Annotated in this window: 16 protein-coding genes; 2 read left to right on the forward strand and 14 right to left on the reverse strand. The window is 65.8% G+C overall.

The window, feature by feature from the left end; all coding sequences use genetic code 11:
* Positions 1-182: 182 nt before the first annotated feature.
* From VGV07_RS10445 to VGV07_RS10470, 6 genes are all read right to left on the reverse strand, one after another.
* Positions 183-1,052: a 2-hydroxy-3-oxopropionate reductase gene (locus tag VGV07_RS10445; protein ID WP_326868623.1), complete on the reverse strand. Its 870-nt coding sequence runs from the start codon at positions 1,050-1,052 to the stop codon at positions 183-185.
* Positions 1,053-1,072: 20 nt separating this feature from the next.
* On the reverse strand, positions 1,073-3,130 hold the full coding sequence (locus tag VGV07_RS10450; protein WP_326868624.1) for a beta-galactosidase trimerization domain-containing protein: 2,058 nt from the start codon (positions 3,128-3,130) through the stop codon (positions 1,073-1,075).
* Positions 3,131-3,228: 98 nt separating this feature from the next.
* Positions 3,229-4,530, reverse strand: coding sequence for an ABC transporter substrate-binding protein (locus VGV07_RS10455; RefSeq protein WP_326868625.1), 1,302 nt, complete (start codon positions 4,528-4,530; stop codon positions 3,229-3,231).
* Between the two features lie 124 nt (positions 4,531-4,654).
* A complete protein-coding gene (locus VGV07_RS10460; RefSeq protein ID WP_326868626.1) occupies positions 4,655-5,521 on the reverse strand; it encodes a carbohydrate ABC transporter permease in 867 nt (288 codons plus the stop codon).
* A complete protein-coding gene (locus tag VGV07_RS10465; RefSeq protein ID WP_326868627.1) occupies positions 5,518-6,456 on the reverse strand; it encodes a sugar ABC transporter permease in 939 nt (312 codons plus the stop codon). Before VGV07_RS10465 ends, VGV07_RS10460 begins: the two co-directional genes overlap by 4 nt.
* Positions 6,457-6,623: 167 nt before the next feature.
* Entirely contained in the window at positions 6,624-7,607 is a 984-nt protein-coding gene (locus VGV07_RS10470) for a D-2-hydroxyacid dehydrogenase (protein WP_326868628.1), read from the reverse strand.
* A gap of 184 nt (positions 7,608-7,791) precedes the next feature.
* Here VGV07_RS10470 and VGV07_RS10475 point away from each other — a divergent pair, with 184 nt between their 5' ends.
* A complete protein-coding gene (locus VGV07_RS10475) occupies positions 7,792-8,553 on the forward strand; it encodes a FadR/GntR family transcriptional regulator (protein ID WP_326868629.1) in 762 nt (253 codons plus the stop codon).
* Between the two features lie 46 nt (positions 8,554-8,599).
* The gene (locus tag VGV07_RS10480) at positions 8,600-9,103 is read left to right on the forward strand and encodes a FadR/GntR family transcriptional regulator (protein ID WP_326868630.1); all 504 of its coding nucleotides are present in this window, start codon (positions 8,600-8,602) and stop codon (positions 9,101-9,103) included.
* 36 nt (positions 9,104-9,139) lie between these two features.
* Here VGV07_RS10480 and VGV07_RS10485 read toward each other — a convergent pair whose 3' ends face one another.
* The 8 genes from VGV07_RS10485 to VGV07_RS10520 all read right to left on the reverse strand — a co-directional run bounded on the left by VGV07_RS10485 (position 9,140) and on the right by VGV07_RS10520 (position 19,707).
* Positions 9,140-9,655: a GNAT family N-acetyltransferase gene (locus VGV07_RS10485; protein ID WP_326868631.1), complete on the reverse strand. Its 516-nt coding sequence runs from the start codon at positions 9,653-9,655 to the stop codon at positions 9,140-9,142.
* Between the two features lie 38 nt (positions 9,656-9,693).
* Entirely contained in the window at positions 9,694-12,024 is a 2,331-nt protein-coding gene (locus VGV07_RS10490) for a glycosyl hydrolase family 95 catalytic domain-containing protein (protein WP_326868632.1), read from the reverse strand.
* 86 nt (positions 12,025-12,110) lie between these two features.
* Complete coding sequence (locus VGV07_RS10495) at positions 12,111-13,184, reverse strand: LacI family DNA-binding transcriptional regulator (protein WP_326868633.1); 1,074 nt, start codon at positions 13,182-13,184, stop codon at positions 12,111-12,113.
* Positions 13,181-15,202, reverse strand: coding sequence for an alpha-amylase family protein (locus VGV07_RS10500; RefSeq protein ID WP_326868634.1), 2,022 nt, complete (start codon positions 15,200-15,202; stop codon positions 13,181-13,183). Before VGV07_RS10500 ends, VGV07_RS10495 begins: the two co-directional genes overlap by 4 nt.
* Before the next feature lie 2 nt (positions 15,203-15,204).
* A complete protein-coding gene (locus VGV07_RS10505) occupies positions 15,205-16,026 on the reverse strand; it encodes a carbohydrate ABC transporter permease (RefSeq protein WP_326868635.1) in 822 nt (273 codons plus the stop codon).
* Positions 16,023-16,985, reverse strand: a complete 963-nt coding sequence (locus VGV07_RS10510; RefSeq protein ID WP_326868636.1) for a sugar ABC transporter permease — start codon at positions 16,983-16,985, stop codon at positions 16,023-16,025. The genes VGV07_RS10505 and VGV07_RS10510 overlap by 4 nt, the downstream gene beginning before the upstream one ends.
* Position 16,986: 1 nt before the next feature.
* The gene (locus VGV07_RS10515; RefSeq protein ID WP_326868637.1) at positions 16,987-18,282 is read right to left on the reverse strand and encodes an ABC transporter substrate-binding protein; all 1,296 of its coding nucleotides are present in this window, start codon (positions 18,280-18,282) and stop codon (positions 16,987-16,989) included.
* A gap of 411 nt (positions 18,283-18,693) precedes the next feature.
* Positions 18,694-19,707 (reverse strand): zinc-binding alcohol dehydrogenase family protein, encoded by a 1,014-nt coding sequence (locus VGV07_RS10520; RefSeq protein ID WP_326868638.1) that lies wholly within the window; start codon positions 19,705-19,707, stop codon positions 18,694-18,696.
* Between the last annotated feature and the right edge of the window lie 58 nt (positions 19,708-19,765).

Raw genomic sequence — 19,765 nt, forward strand, 5'->3', positions numbered from 1 at the left:
ACACGGACGAACGGACCAAGCTCTCTTACGGTGCTATGCCCAGGGGGTGACGGTCCCGCCCATCCGATCCCCGGCCGGCGGCCACCGACCGGGGATCACCGAACCTGCTACGAGTCGGCGAGAATCAACATGCAAGGGGGCGTTGGAGGGCACCGATAGCTCGACCGTCTTGCAACCGCCCCCTAGGCCGCCGACAACCCCTGCACCGTGCGGATCAACGCCGAGTGATCCTTCTCCCCGTCGCCCTCGGCCAACGCCGTGTCCATCAGCTGATGTGTCGCGGCGGTGTTGGGCAGCGTCAGCTCCAGTGCCTTGGCGGCATCGACGGCGAGCGACAGGTCCTTGCGATGCAGCCGGATGCGGAAGCCGGGATCGAAGGTCTTGTTGATCATCCGTTCGCCATGCACTTCCAGCACCCGCGACGAGGCAAAGCCGCCCATCAGGGCTTCCCGCACCCGGGCCGGATCGGCCCCGGCACGTTCGGCGAAAATCAGGGCTTCGGCGACTGCCTCGATGTTGAGCCCGACAATGATCTGGTTCGCCACCTTGGCGGTCTGTCCATCGCCGACCCCGCCCACGAGGGTAATGTTCTTGCCCATCGCCTCGAACAGCGGCAGCGCCCGCTCGAACGCCGCCCTGGTGCCACCGACCATGATCGACAGGGTGCCGTTGCGTGCGCCGATCTCGCCACCTGACACCGGCGCATCGAGATAGGCGCAGCCGAGCTGTTCGATCCGTTCGGCAAACTGCTTGGTCGCCACCGGTGAAATCGAGCTCATGTCGATCACCAGCTTGCCGTGTGCGAGACCCTCGGCCACGCCGCTCGGCCCGAACAGCACCGTTTCGACATCGGGGGTATCGGGCACCATGATGATGATCACATCGGATTGCTGTGCCACCGCCCTGGGGGTATCGAGGCTGGTGGCGCCCAGCTCGACCAGATATTGCGACGCCGCCTTGACGCGGTTGATCGCGAGGCCGTTCCCGGCCTTCACCAGCCGCTCCGCCATCGGGCGTCCCATGACACCCAGGCCAATGAATCCAACACGCATATTTGTAAACTCCAATCCGCCTAAACCGCCGCGAGCGGCACCCGCAGCACCTCGAACAACTCGAGTACCGGCAGCTCGATCACCAGGTCGTCGCCATCTCGCCGCACCGATGGCTGCTCGCCCGAGACCAGCGCCTCTGCAGCCCCGCTTGCGCCACGGACGCGCAGCGTCGCACCACTGATCGGCACGTGCGGCCCGAACGATTTCCGCCGGCCGCCGGTCTGGTTGATGAGGTGCAACACCAGGCCCTCGACATCGCGGCCGGCGATCAGCTCGACCTGCTCGGGCAACTCGCCCGACACCACCTGGCCGGTCATGCCGTCGATCTCGCGGAGGAAATAATCGCGCACCTCGGTGGTGCCGAACTCATGGTAGGTGCGGCCGACGCTCCACGGGAACATCACTACCCGGCCCTCGCCCACTTCGCGCACCACCACTCCGGGCTGATCGCTGCCGGCATGGCCGTAGCACTTTTCGGGTGGTCCGAACGGCGCCTGCGGCAGGTAGCTGCCGCGCTTGTCGATCCTGGTGCGCCAGACGAACTGGGCGTAACTGCCATAGACCGGGATCACCGTTTTGGCGTAGCGGTAGTCGCCGATCTCTGGCTGCTCGGCATCGGTGACAAAGCTCGACCACAGCGCCTCGCCGCTCAGCGGCTGGCCCACCCGCATGATCGCCGGGCTGCTCGTGAGCTCGATTCCGCCTTCGGCGCCGATCCCGCTGCTCGCGGTGAGCACCAGTGTGCCGCCGCCGGCGACATAGGCATCGAGCGCATCCGCCGCTTCCGGTCCGAGGCTGCCGAGGTCGGGCAGGATCAGCATGGCGTAGCGGAGGAGATTGCCCTCCTCCGCCATCTTGGCCACGAGGTCGGCCGACAGCACGTCGAACGGAATGTGGCGTTCCTTCAGCATGCTGTAGATGCCGCGGAATTCCTTGACCGTTTCGTCATAGCCCGGGCTGGCGCTGCGCAGCGTATCCTGCCGCACCACCCCGACGCTCGAGCCCGGCTGCAGCTGGGCGTAGAGTTCGCGGTTGGCTTTGTGAAAGCGGGTGATTTCGCCGGCCAGCGGCAGGTTGGCGTAAGGGATGCGGCCCGGCGCACCCATGATGTAGGTCGATGGGTTGCCGCCCCGGGCGATCGCCTGGATCAGGTATTGCGCGAACAGTTCCGGCTGCTCGCCCGACATGCGGTAGGGCATATCGACGAACGACACCGAGTTGATCATGACCGGCACTTCGGGCAGCCCGGTATTGTGGGCGCTCACCGCCTCCGAAGTCTGGTGCGGCCACAGCTCGCGGCCGAAAGCGTTGTTCGCTTCGTGATAGAGCACTGGCGCGCCACGGCTCAGCACCAGCGCCGCGTCAGGGCGCTTCGAAAAGATGTGGTCGGAAATCTTGGTAGCGAGGGTGCGGATCACCCCGCTCGAAAAGCGCAGCCACTCGGGGTAGTTCGGGTGCTGTGGGTTGTCCGGCAGCGGCTTGCCGCCACTATACTCCGCAAAGCTCGCCTGGCATTTCTCGCAATGGCAGACGCCATGATAGACGCGGCTATAGTCGCGCTCGGAAAAACCGAACCAGTTGAAGAAGAAGCCATCCACCGGGTAGCGCGCGATGATCTCGTCGAGGATGTCGAGCGAGCGGTGCTGGTAGTAATCGGCCGAGGGGCAGGCGCTGTAGAGCGTGTTGTAGATCTGCGGCTTGCCGGTCGGAGAGACGAACAGCCATTCCGGATGCTCGGCCGCGATGCGCGACGACATCTTGGAAAAATCGCAGCGCGACAGGATCCGCACGCCGCGCCTATGCGCCGCGGCGACGGCGTCACCGATCAGGTCGCCCGACGGGCGGTCGACGAGGAAAGGCACGCGCGTCTGGAACGGCAACTCCGAGGGGTAGAAGGAGGCAATGCCGCCGGTGTTGATCAGCCAGGTGTCGGCGCCGTGCCCCTGAATGAAATCGAGAACCGTCTCCACATCGAGCGTCGCATCGACCTCCTGCAGGTTGGTCTGGAACACCGAAAACGGTTTGTGCCACCAGCCATCGGGGGAACCGCGCTTGGGGTCGGACGAAGGCGAAGTCATCGAAGTCTCCGAGGATCAATGCTGGGGGAAGCTCCCCGGGATATCCCGGGGAGTGGCTGTTTGGTAGGAGATGCGCCGGCTCTCCACCGACTGTGCGATCAGCCCTGCTGCAGCAGCGAAGCGGCCTCGGTCATGAAGTCGGTGGCGCCCTGCTGCACGCTGACGGTACCGAACCCGACATTCTCGTTGGTACGGCGCATCAGGTCGTTCATGGCGCGACCGGCCCGGTGTGCCAGCGGCGCCGGGTTGGCGGTGGGCAACATGCTTTGGGCGTATTTCAGCACCTTCTCGTCGATCTCCGACAGTTCCGGCAGCGTCAGCACCGCCTCGAGCGCCGGCCGGGCGGCCGGCGGGCCGCTGACGAGCCCGAGGATCAGTGCCGATTGCGGATCGGCGACGAACCAGTTCATCAGCTTGACCGCCTCGTCCTTGTTGGCGCTCTTGGCGTTCAGCGTCACCGAGCTGGTCGGGCTGGGATAGAGCCCCGAAGTGCCATTGGCGGCGATCGGCGGCGCGGTGAGGTTGAGCTTGTCCTCGGTCAGCGCCTGGTAGCCGCTGGCAATATCCTGCGACGCCATCGAGGCGAACACGGCCGTGCCGCGCACCAGCGGGGCGTTCGGCCATTCGGTGCCGGTGAACTGCGCCTGCATGTCAGCCGGCACCGCCCCGCCGCTCTCGCGCATCTTGCTCCAGTATTCGAGCCAGGCAGCGACCTCGTCGACAGTAGCGCCGAGCGTGCCTTCCGGCGTGTAGAGCTGCTTGCCGTCGGCAACCAGCGTCATCTGGAAATCGCCGAGGCGACCGCCGCAGTCATGCGACCCATAGATGGTCGGGTCGGCCTTGTGGATGTCGGCGCAGTAGGTGGCGAATTCCTCGCGCGTCCAGTCGGTGGGCGGTGCGCCCAGCCCGAGCCGTTCGAGAATAGTCTCGTTATAGCCCAACCCCTGGATGCTGACCGCGATCGGCAGGCCGTAGAGCTTGCCCTGATAGCGGCCGAGATCGAGCACCGCGGCATCGAAATTGTCGGTGTTGAGCAGCCCGCCGGCATATTCGTCGAGCGGCTGCAGGGCGCCACGCGTAGCGTACTGGCCCATATCCTCGATCCCCAGCGTGATCACGTCGGGGGCGTTGCCGCCCGCCACCATGGCGGCGATCTTGTCGGGCCAGGCATCGCTCGGCACGCCCTCGAACACAACGTTCAGTTCGGGGTGCAGCTCGGCATATTTGGCAATCGACTTGCCGCGGATCTCGAGCTTGGTGGCACTGCCGAAAATGCCGAAGCGGAGCGGCGCGCCCTGCGCGAAAGCGAGGCCGGGCGACAGTGCGATCATCGCGCCGACGGCCGAGCCGCCGAGCAAGACGCTGCGGCGTGATGGTCTGAATTGAGCGTTCGTGGTCATGGTATCCTCCTCATTGTAACGACGGTTGCAGGCCTGGAGCGCTTTCCGGAAGTTGCGAATTCCGTTCGAAACGCGTGATAAATCAAACTTCTGGAGCGGTTTTCCGACTCTATGTGGGAGCCCCCTACCCCTTCAGTCCTGACGTCGCGATGCCCTCGACCAGCCGGCGCTGGAAGATGAGGAACACCACGAACGTCGGAACGAGACTCAGGACCGACATGGCGAGCAACTGCCCGTAGCTGCCGCCCGAGGAGTCGACGAGCGAGCGCAGCCCCACCGGCACGGTCAGTTGGTCGGGCGAGGTCAGGTAGATGAGCTGCGAGAAAAAGTCGTTGTAGGTCCAGATGAAGGTGAAGATGACGGTGGTGATGATCGCCGGCTGCAGCAGCGGGAAGATCACGCTGGTGAACACCCGGAACGGCCCGGCGCCATCGACGATCGCCGCCTCGTCGAGTTCGCGCGGGATCTTGCGGATGAACTGCACCATCAGGAAGATGAAGAAGGCATCGGTGGCGAGGAATTTCGGCACGATCAGCGGCAGGTAGGTGTTCACCCAGCTGAGGTTCACGAACAGCACATATTGCGGGATCAGCAACACGTGCGAGGGCAGCATCAGCGTCAGCAACATGGCGGTGAACAGCGTGCGCTTGAACGGAAACTCGAGCCGGGCGAAGGCATAGGCGGTGAGCGAGCAGGCCAGTACGTTGCCGATCACTGCGCCGAGGCACACGATGAACGAGTTGACGAAGTAGCGGGTAAAGCTCGGTGTGGTCGCGACCCAGCCTTCGAAATAGTTGGCGATGTTCCAGCTCGATGGCAGGCCGGTCGGATCGGAAAAGATCTGCCGGTCGAGCTTGAACGAGCTGAACACCATCCACACCAAGGGGTAGATCATCAGGAACGCGCCTGCGATCAGGATGGCGTAGGTGACGACCCGCCTGGGACGGATGCCGAGGCGCGTGCCGGCGCCGCTTGCCGGGATGTCAGTCATCGCTCGTCTCCGTAGAACACCCACTTGCGCGAGGCGAGGAAGTTCACCGCGGTGAAGGCGGCAATGATCGCCAGCAGCACCCAGCCCATGGCCGAGGCGTAGCCCATGCGGAAATTCGAGAAACCCTGCTGGTAGAGGTAGAGCGTGTAGAACATCGTCGAGTCCGCCGGACCGCCGGTGCCGCCGCTGACGATGTAGGCCGAGGTGAAGGCCTGGAACGAGTTGATGATCCCCAGCACCAGGTTGAAGAACAGCACCGGGGTGATCAGCGGCAGCGTGATGCTCCAGAACTTCCGCCAGTTCGAGGCGCCGTCGATATCGGCCGCCTCGTAGAGCTCGCCCGGCACCTGCTGCAGGCCGGCGAGGAAGATCACCATGGCCGAGCCGAACTGCCAGACATGCAGGAGGATCAGCGTATAGAGCGCGTATTGCGGCATACCGATCCAGTTCGGCCCGACAATGCCGAACACCGACAGCGCCTCGTTGACCACGCCATCGCGACCGAACAGCTGCCGCCACAGCACGGCGATGGCCACGCTGCCGCCGAGCAGCGACGGCAGGTAGTAGATGCCGCGGAACAGCCCGAGCCCGCGCACCTTCTGGTTCAGCAGCACCGCGATCAGCAGCGCGAAGGCGAGGTTCAGCGGCACGCCGAGCAGCACATAAGTCAGCGTCACCCACAGCGCCCGCATGAAACGCGTATCGGCAGTGAACATGCGGATGTAGTTTTCGAGGCCGACCCAGTCGGGCGCCTGCAGCAGGTCGAAATTGGTGAAGGACAGGTAGAGCGAAGCCAGCAGCGGCCCAGCCGTCAGCAGGATCACCCCGCCGAACCAGGGCAGCAGGAACAGGTAGCCGACGAGGCTCTGCCGGCGTCGGGGGCGCGGCTGGGCGGCGGAACGGGTCAGCGGTCCCACGATGTCAGCGGCCGTCATGCGCCGCGACCATCATTGAGGGTGCCAGTGCCACCCCAGGTCCTGCTCCACCGATGCCGATAGATACCAAATCCCGCAAGTGCTCCCCTCCTCCAAAGGCCGCCGCGTTCTGTTGCGGGCGACCTTCGCGCAGGGTCAGTCAGTTGTCAATGTTGTAATTACCACTTTCATGACCTGTACACGTCGTCGGGTGTGAGCCGGTTGCGCATCGCGGTGCCGGCGCGGTAGCGGGCGAAGTTGTCGAGGATGATCTCGAGCGAGCGATCCGACTTGTCCGGCAGGGCCGGGGTGAAATGCGGGGTGATCAGCACATTGGGGGTCGACCATAGCGGATGGCCCGGCGGCAGCGGCTCGGGTGTCGTGACATCGAGCCCTGCCCCACCCAACTGCTCGCTCTTGAGCGCCGCGACCAGCGCGTCCTGGTCGATCACCTCGCCGCGCGACAGGTTGATGACGATGGCGCCGCGCGGCAGCAGCGCCAGTTGTCGTGCACCGATCAACCCACTGGTCGCATCCGAGAGATTGACCACCAGGGCGAGGATCTCGCAGCGCGGCAGCATGGCATCGATCGTGTCGCCACGCTCGGTGGCAAACATCTCGTCGACCCCCTCGGGCGGCTCGGCATCGCGTCGGCGATAGCCCAGCACCTGCATTTCGAAGGCCTTGGCCCGCCTGGCCAATGCCGTCCCCGTATGCCCCATGCCGACAATCCCCATGGTTCGGCCCGCCAACGCCCGCAGCGCCGATAACTCGGGTGTGCGCAGCCATTCGCCGCGCCGCTGCGCCTCATGGAACTGCAGGAAACCGCCGGTCAGCAGCAGGGCGAACAGCATCACATGCTCGGCCAGCGCCGGACCGCTCCGTCCGGCCGAGCCGGTGACGATCAGCCCCCGCTCGAACACTTCGGGTCGCGCCGACCGGGTGAGCCCGGCATGGTCGCAATGCACCCACTTGAGGCGCGGCGCGCCGAGGTGCCTGGCATCGAGATCGCCGGCGAGCACGGCGACTTCCACCGTCTCGAGCGCCGCCCGGATCCCGGCATCGTCGTCAGGTTCGACCCGCACCACATCGTCGCCGGCGGCAACCAGCAATCGATCGAGCGCTGCGCCGCTGAACGGCAGGTTGGTCATCAGGAGGACCTTGGGGGGCATCGAAGTCTCCGGTGCTGGGGGGCACGTCGCTATCGGCGACGCCTGAAGGTTACAGGCGATGACCTATTTTACAACTATTGTCGTTCAAGTGCTGGTGTGCTACGCCGCTTGAGCGGGGACCCGTTCACGACGAAGGGTGTTGCCCAATATGCCAACGCGCCTCAGGGAGGACAGCCAGAGGGCAATGACCGTCGATAACCCCAGAACCCTAAGCATCGGCCCCGGGCGTACCCTGGCCGAGGTGGCATATGACGAGATGGCCCGCAGCATCCGCGAGGGCGCCTGGCCAGCGCATATGCGCCTGCCCTCCGAGCTGGAGCTGGCGCGTCAGTACTCGATGTCGCGACCGGTCATCCGCCAGGCCTTGGCCCGGCTGCGGCAGGAAGGGCTGATCCAGTCGCGCCAGGGCTCGGGCAGCTTTGTGCGGGACACCGCCCAGCCGGCGCAGCCGATCGAGCCGCAGTTTCCGCCGATCCTGAGCCTTGCCGACCTCGACGCCTTTCTGACTTTCCGCGAGGGCCTGGAGGTCGAGGCCGCCGCCACCGCCGCCCGCCGCCACACCGAAGCGCAGCTGCAGCAGATCCGCGAGGCCGCGATGCGCGTTGCAGGCGGTGCATCCGATACCTCGAACGCTGGCAACGATTACGCCTTTCACCTCGCAGTAGCCGCCGCTTCCAACAATTCGTTCTATGCCAACAGCCTGGTGTCGCTGCGCGAACACCTGATGGTCGGGCTCAACCTCGAGTGGAGCTTCTCGGGGACCCAGCCGGAATTCCGCGGCACCGTCGCCGAGCACCATCGCGCCATCATCGAGGCGATCGAAAAGCGCCTGCCGGAGGAGGCACGCGCCGCCATGCGAACGCATCTGCAATGGGCGCGCTCCAAGCTGCTGCTCGGCCGTGACGCGCACGACGATAATCACCGTCCGGGTGGTGCCCCTGGGTAACGCCCGGTAAGCCAACACCTGATGCGGCGCTCAGAGGAGGAGCAAGATGATCAGCACCCAGGTTCTGCGGCCCGATGAGAGCAAGGCCTGCTTTGAATATCGCGTCGGCATCGAAGGGGAATGCGCCTATCTCGCCGCCCGCAACCGCAACTCGGCCGACCTGATCCGCCTCGCCGATGTCATCGCCCAACTCGAGCGAGAGAACACCTCGCCCCTCGGCCTTGACGAGGATTTTGCCTTCCACCTCGCCGTGGCCGAAGCCTCGCACAACGATTATTTCGTCAGCGCCCTGCAATCGCTGAAAGCCACCATCTACGAGGGCATGCTGCTCGCCCGCACCCCCTCGGGCCTCAAGGTGACGAAGAAACTCGCGGCCATCAACGAGCAGCACCGACTGGTCTACGATGCGATCGTTGCGGGCGAGCCCGACGACGCCCGGCACGCCATGCGCTCGCACCTCATCCGCTGCAAGCTCAGCACCAGCCAGTGGTACTTCCTCGATGCCCCGACCGAAGCGCCATGGGCGGCGGAGGCCAACGCCTGCAACTGACCTGCACAATGCGCCTCGGTCCGGGCGCACCGGCGCTTACCCCTGCGGCCATTCCTCTGCGGGCCTGAGACGGGCCATCAGCAGCACGTCCACCGGCCCGGACGGCTTCAGGCGCGCCTTGTGCTTGCGCCCCTCTTCGACGAACCCGAAGCCACGGTAGAGCGCGATCGCCCGTTCGTTGTCAGAATGGACGCTGAGTTCGATACGCAGGAACTTTTCTGCATCGGCATTCGCCACCGTCTCGGCCAGCAGTTGCTTGCCGACGCCGACGCCGCGCCACTCGGCGATGACGCCCATGCCCAGCTCGCCCTGATGCCGCTCGTGGTCGCCGCGTGCCCGGACGATGTCGCACCAGCCGACGACGCGCCCTTCGTCGGTAACGGCGACGAATTGCGGGTTTCGATGCCGGATGTTGCTGGCAACGAAGCTCGCCACATCGTCCAGCGCCGGAGCCGCGTTGCCCCTGAGAAAACGGCTTTCCCGCGCCACCGCATCGAGCGCCGCGTGGAAACCGGGGATATCCGCCTCGGTGATCGGCCTGACCCTGATCATCTGCACCCTGCCCTGCGGCGTACGCGCCGGCGCAACACCTAAATCGAAGCTATGCTGTAGCGCGTTCCGCGGCTGGCGTGCCAGGCGATCCGCCGACGCCCCGCCACGCTGCCGGCAGCCGGGCGCGTGGCCACCGGACCTGATGGGCCGCTGACGATGACGCCGATATCGGGCAGCTCGACGACCAGCTCGCCATCCCGCCCCGCGACAATGCTGGCCGACGTCAGTGCCCCATCGCGCCAGCCGAGGCTCGCCTGATGGCCGCCGCGGCACCGGATATTGGTGATGCTGCCGTTGGGCCAGCTCGGCGGCAAGGTCTTGACGAGGCTGATGGCGCCTTCGTGGCTCTGGACGACGAGTTCGGTCAGCCCCGTCACGGCGCCGAAATTGCCGTCGATCTGGAACACGAAACCTTCCGGTCGATCGTCATGCGGGTGCAGCACCAGCAGCGCACGCGAGGTCAGCTGGTCGAGCAACCCGCCGATCGAGCGCTCGGCCAACGCGCGGTCGCGCAGCCGGGCGGCAAGGCACAGCACCCAGGCCTGGCTCCAGCCGGTATAGCCGGTGCCGTTCTCGAGCCGCAGCTTGAGGGCCTGGCGGACCGCCTCGAACGCCTCCGGGGTGCCGGCCTCGGTGATGCGGATACCGGGATAGAGCCCATAGAGGTGCGACAGGTGGCGATGCCCGAGCTCGGCCGGCAGCTTGTCGTCGTCCCACTCGAGGAGGTTCCCGCCGGGCCCGATGAGCGGCAGGCGCAACCGGGCGAGCGCTGTTCGGGCCTCGGCGGCGAGCGGCTCGGTGGGGTCAGCGAGGCCGACATAGTTTTCGAGCGTTTCGCGGATCAGTTCCTGGTCCATCGCCGTCCCCGCGGTAATGGCGACCGGTTTGCCCTCGACGAGGAAACTGTGCTCGGGCGAGGTCGACGGGCTGGCAACGAGTGCGCCCCCCGCATCCTCGACGAGGAGGTCGAGCGCGAATGCCGCCGCGGCACGAAACACCGGCAGCGCCGTCTCGGCTGCGAAGTCGGGCGACGCGTTGCCGTGGTCGAGGTGATGCTGCAGATGCGCCGCCATCCAGTAGAGCCCGGCCGGCCAGTTCGACCATTGCGGAATGCCGGGTACCGGCGCGGTGAAGCGCCAGAGATCGGCATTGTGGTGCGCCGTGGCCCCGGCCGCCCCGTAATAGTGCCGGGCCGTAGCGGCGCCCGCCTCCGCCAATTCGCGGGTGAGCTTGAACATCGGTGCGGCGAGGTCGCTGAGGCCCGTCGCCTCGGCCGGCCAGTAGTTCATCTGGGTGTTGATGTTTATGGTGTAGTTGCTTGACCAGGCAGGACGAACGTCGACGTTCCAGATCCCCTGCAGGTTGGAGGCCTCGGTGCCGTCGCGCGAACTGGCGATCATCAGGTAGCGGCCGAAATGGAACAGCAGTTCGGCCCGCGCCGCGTTGGCCCCTGAAGCCCTGAGATCGAGATCGACGCGGTTGAACAGGCTGCGGTAATCCTCGATATGCCGCACACTCAGCGTTTCGGTGCTCTGCTCCAGCGCTTTCATCACCCGGCCACGCGCCTCGAGCACCAGGGCAGCGAAATCGGCGCTTGGCCTTTGGGCGTGCCCGCGAAAGCCTGAGGCGGCAGAAGCGATCAGCCTCAGCTTGTCGCCATCGCGCTGCAGCGCGGCCACCACGGCGTAGCCCATGCCGGCCGCCACGCTTTCGTCCGCCGCCGGCGGCGCCGCGTCGTAGACCACCGGGGTATCGCCCTTGACGTAGTTGGGCAGCACGTGGATCGGCACCCGCGCCGTCGCCACCAGCCACACCGTGCCATGTTCCTCGGAGAGCGAGACCTGAGTGTCCGGATGCGCCGCGCGGAAACTGAGCTCCGCTTTGGCCATGGAGCGCACCCCTGCCCCCGCGGCCACCGCCACCAGCACGCCATCGGGGTTGGACACGAAGCTGTCGAGCCGGACGGTGTCGTCGGCCCGTTCGCCGTAAACCGTCGTCGCCACGGCCTCCCCCAGGTGCAGCCGGCGCCGATACCCCCCGGCGTCGCTATCGGCATAGCTGAGTTCGATGGCGCCGAGCGGCTGGTAGGATTGCGTCCATGCCCTGCCCTGCAGCTGCCGCCCCAAAGCGTCGGCCCTGAGGTAGTCGCGCTGCCCGATCGCCTCTCGCAGTTCGGCCATCAACCGGGCCGGCACTTCGCCGGTCTCAGGCGCCAGTGGCCCGCCGGACCACACCGTATCGAGGTTGAGGTCGAACCGCTCGGTGCCGACGCCGCCACCAAGCGTGGCGCCGAGCCAGCCATTACCGATGAGGAAACTGTCGATGAACCCTTTGGCCGGGCTGTCGAGGTCAAGGCAATAGCGAGGCATGGTCTGGTCCTGGGGAGCGTTTTCAGGAAAAGTTGCAGACTTTTCCGGTTCGAAAGCGTGACAAAATCAAAGGCAGGTGGCCGGCGTCAGCGCGAGCCGAGGGTTTGTAGCGTCAAGAGGCGCCGGGTCGAGCCGCGCAGGATAATGTCGCAGTTGAGGGTAATGGTGTGCGGCTCGTGCCGGATGCCGCGCTCGGAGAGCCGCGATGCCATGATCGAGGCGATGGTCTCGGCGATCTTGGCCACCGGCTGGGCCACCGCGGTGATGCCGGTTTCGTGCAACTGAAACAGCGGCACGTCGTCGAAGCTGACCAGCGAAATGTCGTCGGGCACTTTCAGCCCGTGCTCGCGCAACAGCCGCAACGCCCCGACCGCCATGTTGTAGTTGCAGCAATAGAGCGCCGTGGGCGGCTCGGGCAGCGACAACAGCCGCAGCATGCCCGAATAGGCCTCGGTCTCGTTCCAGTGCGTATCGAGCACATATTCGGGGCGGACCTCGATGCCGCGACCGAGCAGCGCCTGGCGGTAGCCCTCGAAGCGCTCGCCACCGGTCCAGTCGGTAACGTTGCCGGTGAGCACGGCAATGCGGCTGTGCCCGATATCGAGCAGGTGCGTGACGGCGCGAAAGCTTGCCGCGCGGTTCTCCACCACCACCCGATCGACCGGCAGGCCGGGCCAGCCATTGTCATAAAAGATCACCGGCGTGCCGTCGCCGATGATCTCGAGGATGCGCTCATCGACATCGTTGCGCCCATCCATGATCAGGCAATCGACCCGGTGCGCGACGAAGAATTCGAGCGCGTCGGCCACCGCTGCGGCATTGGCGCCGTGGCAATAGGTGAGCAAGGCCCGGCCGTTGCCGCGCATCGTGCGGCTCAGCTGCTCCAGTACCGGCGCGTGGAACTCCGACAGCGAAGGCACCATGAAGCCGACCGTGTTGGTGAGGTCGGCCTTCATGGCGGCGGCGATGGCGTTGCGCCGATAGCCCAATTCGCCGATCGCCTGTTCGATCTGCTCGCGGTTGCCGCGCCGCACCGGATGGCCGTTGAGGTAGCGCGACACGGTGCCGATAGCGACGCCGGCGCGCTCGGCCACCTCGACGATGGTGGCGTGGCGCCGCCGGCCGCTCTCGGTGTCGTCGGTTTCGTCCGTATCGTTCAAGCCGTTCCCTCGAACACCAGCGCGGAGTGGATGCGAAGGCTCGGGAGCCGCACTTCGACGCGGTCGCCACCATTGGTGAACGGCACGTCCTCCCCCGTGATAGCGTCATAGACGCGGGCTGGCGCACGCGGCAAGCGCACCGAGGCGGTGACCGGCCCGAGCGTCGGGATATCCTCGATCATCTCCATCACCCGGGTGTGGCCCTCGCCTGCCGGCACCGCCTTGCCGCGGACCTGCGGCGCGCCATAGAGCAGGTGCAGCACATGCCGCTGTTGCTCGGCCTGCCGGGTCAGCGTTGCGCGGCCGGACGAGGGCAGGTTGGTGACGACGGCGCGGCTCGGCAACAGCCGGTCGATCAGCCCGCGCACCAGGTACTTGTACAGCGGCTGCCCCATGGCGTGGTACATCCGAAAGATCGGATAGGCGATGTAGCCGATGCCGCCCTTGAGCGTCACTGCCGCCCCGAGCGAGGCCGCCGCGGGATCATCGGGCGCATGCTGGTGCGAGCTGAAATGCTTGTAGCTGCGGTTGAAATAGGAGGGGCCGATCTCGGCCAGCACCTCGGCGCCATCGGCGACGATCGCCTCGCCCGCTCCGTACATGACGAAGGGGGAGGTCGTCAGTCCGGCATCGAGCCCCCGCGCCCCACGGATATAGGAGGGGTTGAAACCCACCTGCCCCGTGCTGCGGATGCCGGCATCGAGCGCAAAGCTGCCATCGGCATTGCGCCCCGAGCTGCCGCTGAGGATCAGCTTGCCACCCGCATCGGTGTAGGTCTTGAGCCGGGCAGCGAGGCCGGCATCAACCGGGATCTCGTCGGGCAGGATCAGGAGCCTATAGGCCTCGAACGTCGCCGAGGGGTCGATCACGTCGAAGGGCAGCTGCAGCTCCTGCAGCATCTGCGCCGCACCATCGTCGCTGTGGTTGTTGCGCGCGCCCACCGGGTGGAAATATTCGGCCGTGAGGATCGCCACATCCGACACCTGCTTCGCCCCCTCGAGATAGGGCTCGAGCTTTTCGATCCGCGCATAGGCCGGGCCGATCGAGGCATAGGTGTCGGGGTTGATCGAGCCATCCGGATGCAGCTGGTCGCCGACCAGGCATTTCACCCCCAGCGCCACCATCTGCGCAGCCTCGAATTCCAAGGCATCGGGATGCTTGAAGCCGCCGAACTCGCCCCAGCTGGTGTGGAACTTGCCGGTATGGGCCACCATGTCGAGCCCGAGCGTCGCCGCATAGCGCGCGCTCGAGGGGAAGTGGTCATAGCCCCAGCCGCCGGTCGGCAGGCTTTCGAGCTCGAGATGGGTATAGGTCGAAAAGCGCTGCGGGCCCTGCTTATGGATGTGGCCGCAATTGTAGAACACCCGCATCCCCGGGAACTCGGCGTTGAGCGCGGCGCTGGTTTCGGCGCGGAAGCGCTCGTTTACCCACTCATCGTTCTTCAACCGATCGTCGGGGTTTTCCGGATCAAGGCCATGCTCGGCCATGCTGGCAAGGCACTCGGCGCAGACGCAATCGGGCGTCAGGACGATGTCGAAGAAGATACCAACTGTCTCGTAATTGCGGGCCACCTCGCGCGCCTGCTCCAAGAGCTCAGTACGATAGGCCGCGTGGTTGAGGCAGAGCGTGTGCCACCCGGCGGTCAACTGGTCGGGATCGAAGCGGTTGTCCGACGCGCTGCGCACCCGCCACTCCGGATGGATGCGGGCGTTCCGCTCGTCCCACTGCACCGAGATGTAGATCGGGCATTCGATATCGGCGGCGCTGAGCGCCTTGACCATGTCGCCCATCAGGTCGGGCCGGGCGAGATTGGGGTGCGGCGCCCCGACCTTGGTGGGGTAGTACGACCAGCCATGGTGGCACTTGGCGAAGATGGTGATCGAATCCACATGCGCCGCCTTCAGCGTCCTGACGAAGTCGTCGGGGTCGAAGGCCGAGCCGATCCCGGGGATGTGCTCCGAGGTGTGGAAGTCGAGGTGGATCTGGCGGTAGCGCAGCGGCTTGTTGGTAGCGGGCATGACTAATCCTTGGCGCCGGTACGGGTTTCGGCCCCGGCGGCGAATTGACGTTGGAAGATGAGGAAGACGGCCAACGGGACCACGGTGGTGACGATTGCCGCCACCGATTGCAGGTCCCAGTTGAGTTCATAGGTGCCGTTGACGCGCGCGAGGATCACCGGCAGCGGCACATTGGTCCTGAGATAGAGCAAGGGCAGCAGCAGGGCATTCCAGGTCCACAGGAACTGCAGGATACCGGTGGCAAACACCGAACTCAGGCTGTTGGGCAGGACGATATGCCAGAACGTCTGCACCGGTCCGGCGCCGTCGATGCGCGAGGCTTCGACCACCTCGGTCGGAAAGTCCTCGAGGAAGTTTTTGACGAGGAAGATCGACCAGGCAAAGCTCAGGCCCACATAGGGGATCAGCACCGCGAGGAAATTGTCGATCAGCCCCAGTTCGCGCCACAGCTGGAACAGCGGGATGATCACCACCTGCTGCGGCAGTACGAACGCGTTGATGATGATGATCAGCAAGAGCCGGCGGAACGGGAACTTGAGGAAGTGGAAGGCATAGGCCGCGGCCGGCGTCAGCAGCATGGTGCCGGCGGTGGCGAGCGCCGCGAGGATCGCCGTGGTGACGAAGGCCGGGGCCAGCGGATAGGCCTCCCAGACGCGTTGCCAGGCGCTGAGCGTGAGGGTGAAGCTGTCGGTCCGCCACCAGCCGCGCGCGGTTTCCGAGAGCGGCCGGATCGAGGTCATCACGATGCCGACGATCGGGATGATCCAGATGAAGCCGAACACGCCCAGCACGATGGTGGGCCAGCGGGGAGCACGTCCGATCATCTGGCACCTGCCGTTCTCTGGATGATGGCGGGGATGGAAACCACCAGCACGGCAACCAGCAGCACCACGGTGGCGGCGGCGCCGTAGCCGAGTTTGAACTGCGTCATCGATTCCCGGTACATGAAGTAGCCGACCGTTTCGGTGCTGCGCACCGGACCACCGCCGGTGAGGATGTAGATGATGTCGAAGGCGCGAAGCGCCCCGAGCAGGTTGATGAAGATGGCGACCCGCACCCCCGGCAGCGACAGCGGCATCATGATGTTGCGCATCACCTGCCCGTGGCTCGCCCCGTCGATATAGGCCGCCTCGAACAGCGTCTTGGGGATCGACTGCACCGAGGCAAAGCAGAGCATCAGCGGCAGGCCGACCCCGCCCCATGACGCCGCGACGATCAGCACCCAGAGCGCCGTACGCGGATCGCCCAGCCAGGGCTGCGCGAAGCCGGGCTGGAACAAGCCGATCGCCGCGTTCAGCAGGCCGCCCGCATCGGGCCTCAGGATGCCGATCCACATGTAACCGGCCACCGCTTCGGAAATGCCGAACGCCGCAAAGATCATCACCCGGAAGGGCAGCGTCTGGCGTGGCGCGAAGGCGCTGACCATGGCGAGCATCCAGCCGAGCCCCACCGAGAGGATGGTGGTGGAGACGGTAAAGATCAGCGTCGTCACCAGCGTGTTGCGAAACGCCGGATCAGTGAACAGCTTCAGGTAATTGCCGAGCCCGATGAACTTCGGCTTGGCCAGCCCCTTGATGTCGAAAAAGCTGAGCCGGATCGTGTCGATCAGCGGAAACACCACCGCGATACCGAACAGGATCAGCACCGGGGTGAGCAGCAGCCAGGCTGCCGGCCAGTCACCCGCCTTCCGCCTCCGGGCGAGCAGATTGCTCTGCTCGCCCGGAAGCCGGGAGGAGAGGCCGGCCCGCGCGCCCGCCGACTCGGGGGCTACGGAGTCCTGCATCTCAATAGAGTTCCATCGCCTTGGCCTCGATCGCCGCGGTGACGGTGTCGATCGTGGCGTCGGACGGATCCTGCAGGAACTTCTGCAACTGCACGCGATACTCGTCGACCAGGTCGCCGGGCAGCAGGTCGCCGAGGACGAACTGCACCTTGGACTGTGCCACGGCCGCGGTTGCGATCTGCTGCACCGGACCGAGCAGCGACGGATCGGCGTTCTTGCTCGGCGAGGCATAGCCATAGGAGGCGAGGATATCGGCAGCGTCCTTGCTCACCATGTAGACGGCAAAGGCGTCGGCCGCCGCCGGATTGGCGCCATTGGCGGTGACCGCCACTTCCTTGGCATCGACGCTCGAGGTGTCGTCATGGCCGAGGCCCAGCGCCGGGAACTGGAAGATCGAGTAGTCGACGCCTTCGTTGAGCTTGTAGTCGTTGCGCGCCCGGGCGTTCATCCACATCCCGATCATCAGGTAGTTCGACGCATCGGCGGTGAAGATCTGGTCGGCCGAATAGTCCCAGTCGCCGGCGAACATCTGCTCGGGCGTGCCGCAGCAGCCCGCCTTCAGGAGCTCGGCGTACTTCTTGAGCGTCGTCTTGACGATCTCGTCGGTCCACGGGATTTCGTGCGCGGCGAGCTTGGATGCCGCCTCGACCCCACCGGTGCGCAGCAGCAGGGTTTCGAACCACTCGCCATGCGCCCAGTACTTGGCCGGCATGGCGATCGGCGCGGCAAAGCCGGCGGCCTTCAGCTTGTCGATCGAAGCGAGGAATTCTTCCCAGGTCTTGGGCGGCTCGATCCCGGCCTTTTCGAGATGCGCCTTCTTGTACCAGACCGCCGAGCGATCGCCGTAGGTGTAGTTCACCCCGAAGGTGACGCCATTGGTGGAGCCGAGATCCTTCCACGATTGGTCCAGCACCGCATCGAGCCCGGCCGAGCCCCAGAGCTCGTCGATCGGCCTCAGGATGCCGGCATCGGCCAGCTCGGCCCGGAAGGCCGGCCAGGTATTGATGATGATATCGACCTTCTCGCCGCCCAGCAGCGCCGTGCGCATCGGGCCGCGCATGTCGCCCTGCCCGGTCACCACCAGTTCGCGCACCGTGACACCCGGGTTCTTGGCAGTGAAATCGGCTTCGAGCTTCTGCCACATCTCGGCATCGGTACCACCCTGCCACTGCAGGATGACGAGCTCGCCGCTCAGATCCTGCGCCGATGCAGGGGCAGCCGCCAGCATGGCAGCAAGGCCGATGCCGGCCAGGACAGCGCGCCGGCCAATGCCGCGCGTTCGTGCACTCATGGTCATTGATGTTCCTCCTGCTTGACGTCGGCCGTTTGCAGCCCTTCTCCCTCGTCAAGTAAGTTGAAACGTTATCATCTAAGTTGACCTCGGCAACCGGATTCTGGCGGTGCCCGCTGAAAAATCGTTCTGCGTGGGGAAACCGCCGGACAACTTCATACCTCCCGGTGAGGGCGCTAAACTTCATCCGGCCCCGCGGCGAGGATCTCTGCCCTCATCCGCCTTCTCCCCGCGGTGGGCGAACAGTCACCGGTCTCTCCGTGGTCCTCCACCGCGTAGCGGGGGAGGGGGACCGCCGGAGGCGGTGGAGGGGGCGACCACAAACACCGGCGCATCCTGCCGCCCCCTCCACCAGCTTCGCTGGTCCCCCTCCCCCGTTTCACGGTGGAGGACCACCGAGAGACCGGCGCAGCACCGCTACGCCGCGATCTCGATCACCGCCTTGATCAGCCCTTGCTTCTGCGTCGCCCAGACCGGCAGGTCGGTTATCGCCCCGGCAAGCGTCGTGCGGTGGGTGATCAGCTTGTCGACCGGCACCCTGCCTCCCGCGATCGCCGCAATCACCCGGCTGAAATCCTCGGACGTGGCGTTGCGGCTGCCCAGGAGTGACATTTCCCGGCGGTGAAAATCCGGATCCTCGAAGCTGATCGGACCCTTCACGACGCTGACCAGCACGTAGGTGCCGCCATGCGCGACGAAGTCGAAGCCCTTCTGCATCGAGTTGGCGTTGCCGGTGGCATCGAACACCACGTCGTAGCCCTCGCCACCGGTCAGTGCCGCTGCCGCCGCCGCTGCGTCCACACCCGCGACGATGCTCGACGCGCCGGTGAGTGCACGAGCCACCTCGAGCCGTTCCGGCGAGAGATCGAGCATCGAGAGCTCGACTCCGGCAATGCCGGCAAACAGCGCCACCCCGAGCCCGATCGGGCCCGCCCCGATCACCAGTCCACGCTGGCCCGTTCCGGCACCAGAACGCCGCACCGCATGAGCGCCGATGGCGAGAAACTCCACCGTGGCGCAGGCATCGACGCTCAGCCCATCGGCCTTGACGAGGTTAGCCGCCGGCAAACCGAGCAGCGAAGCCATGCCGCCATCGCGATGCACGCCGAGCACCGCGATGCGTACGCAGCAGTTCGGCTTGCCGCTACGACAGGCGATACAGCTGCCGCAGGAAATGTAAGGGTTGACCACTGAGATCTCGCCGGCCTCGAAGCCGCAGCCGGGCGGTGCCTCCAGCACCTCGACGGCGAGCTCGTGGCCCATGACGCGCGGGTATTCGAGGAACGGGTGCTTGCCCTCGTAGATGTGATAATCGGTGCCGCAGATCCCCACCCTCAGCGGGCGCACCAGCGCCTCGCCTTCGCCGCGGGTGGGAATGGGCCTCGTCTCGAGCTCGAGCATCCCGGGCTGGCGGCAAACAAGCGCATGCATAGTCGACTGCTTTCGTCTGAGAGAAATGGTGCGAGGGCCGGATGCCGGGGAGACCGAA

It is taken from the genome of Devosia sp. (assembly GCF_035944845.1).
GTDB lineage: Bacteria > Pseudomonadota > Alphaproteobacteria > Rhizobiales > Devosiaceae > Devosia_A.

Coding starts and splice junctions, on each gene's coding strand:
- VGV07_RS10445 (WP_326868623.1), bottom strand. CDS start 1,052: ATGCGTGTTGGATTCATTGGCCTGGGTGTCATGGGACGCCCGATGGCG.
- VGV07_RS10450 (WP_326868624.1), bottom strand. CDS start 3,130: ATGACTTCGCCTTCGTCCGACCCCAAGCGCGGTTCCCCCGATGGCTGG.
- VGV07_RS10455 (WP_326868625.1), bottom strand. CDS start 4,530: ATGACCACGAACGCTCAATTCAGACCATCACGCCGCAGCGTCTTGCTC.
- VGV07_RS10460 (WP_326868626.1), bottom strand. CDS start 5,521: ATGACTGACATCCCGGCAAGCGGCGCCGGCACGCGCCTCGGCATCCGT.
- VGV07_RS10465 (WP_326868627.1), bottom strand. CDS start 6,456: ATGACGGCCGCTGACATCGTGGGACCGCTGACCCGTTCCGCCGCCCAG.
- VGV07_RS10470 (WP_326868628.1), bottom strand. CDS start 7,607: ATGCCCCCCAAGGTCCTCCTGATGACCAACCTGCCGTTCAGCGGCGCA.
- VGV07_RS10475 (WP_326868629.1), top strand. CDS start 7,792: ATGACCGTCGATAACCCCAGAACCCTAAGCATCGGCCCCGGGCGTACC.
- VGV07_RS10480 (WP_326868630.1), top strand. CDS start 8,600: ATGATCAGCACCCAGGTTCTGCGGCCCGATGAGAGCAAGGCCTGCTTT.
- VGV07_RS10485 (WP_326868631.1), bottom strand. CDS start 9,655: ATGATCAGGGTCAGGCCGATCACCGAGGCGGATATCCCCGGTTTCCAC.
- VGV07_RS10490 (WP_326868632.1), bottom strand. CDS start 12,024: ATGCCTCGCTATTGCCTTGACCTCGACAGCCCGGCCAAAGGGTTCATC.
- VGV07_RS10500 (WP_326868634.1), bottom strand. CDS start 15,202: ATGCCCGCTACCAACAAGCCGCTGCGCTACCGCCAGATCCACCTCGAC.
- VGV07_RS10505 (WP_326868635.1), bottom strand. CDS start 16,026: ATGATCGGACGTGCTCCCCGCTGGCCCACCATCGTGCTGGGCGTGTTC.
- VGV07_RS10510 (WP_326868636.1), bottom strand. CDS start 16,985: ATGCAGGACTCCGTAGCCCCCGAGTCGGCGGGCGCGCGGGCCGGCCTC.
- VGV07_RS10515 (WP_326868637.1), bottom strand. CDS start 18,282: ATGACCATGAGTGCACGAACGCGCGGCATTGGCCGGCGCGCTGTCCTG.
- VGV07_RS10520 (WP_326868638.1), bottom strand. CDS start 19,707: ATGCATGCGCTTGTTTGCCGCCAGCCCGGGATGCTCGAGCTCGAGACG.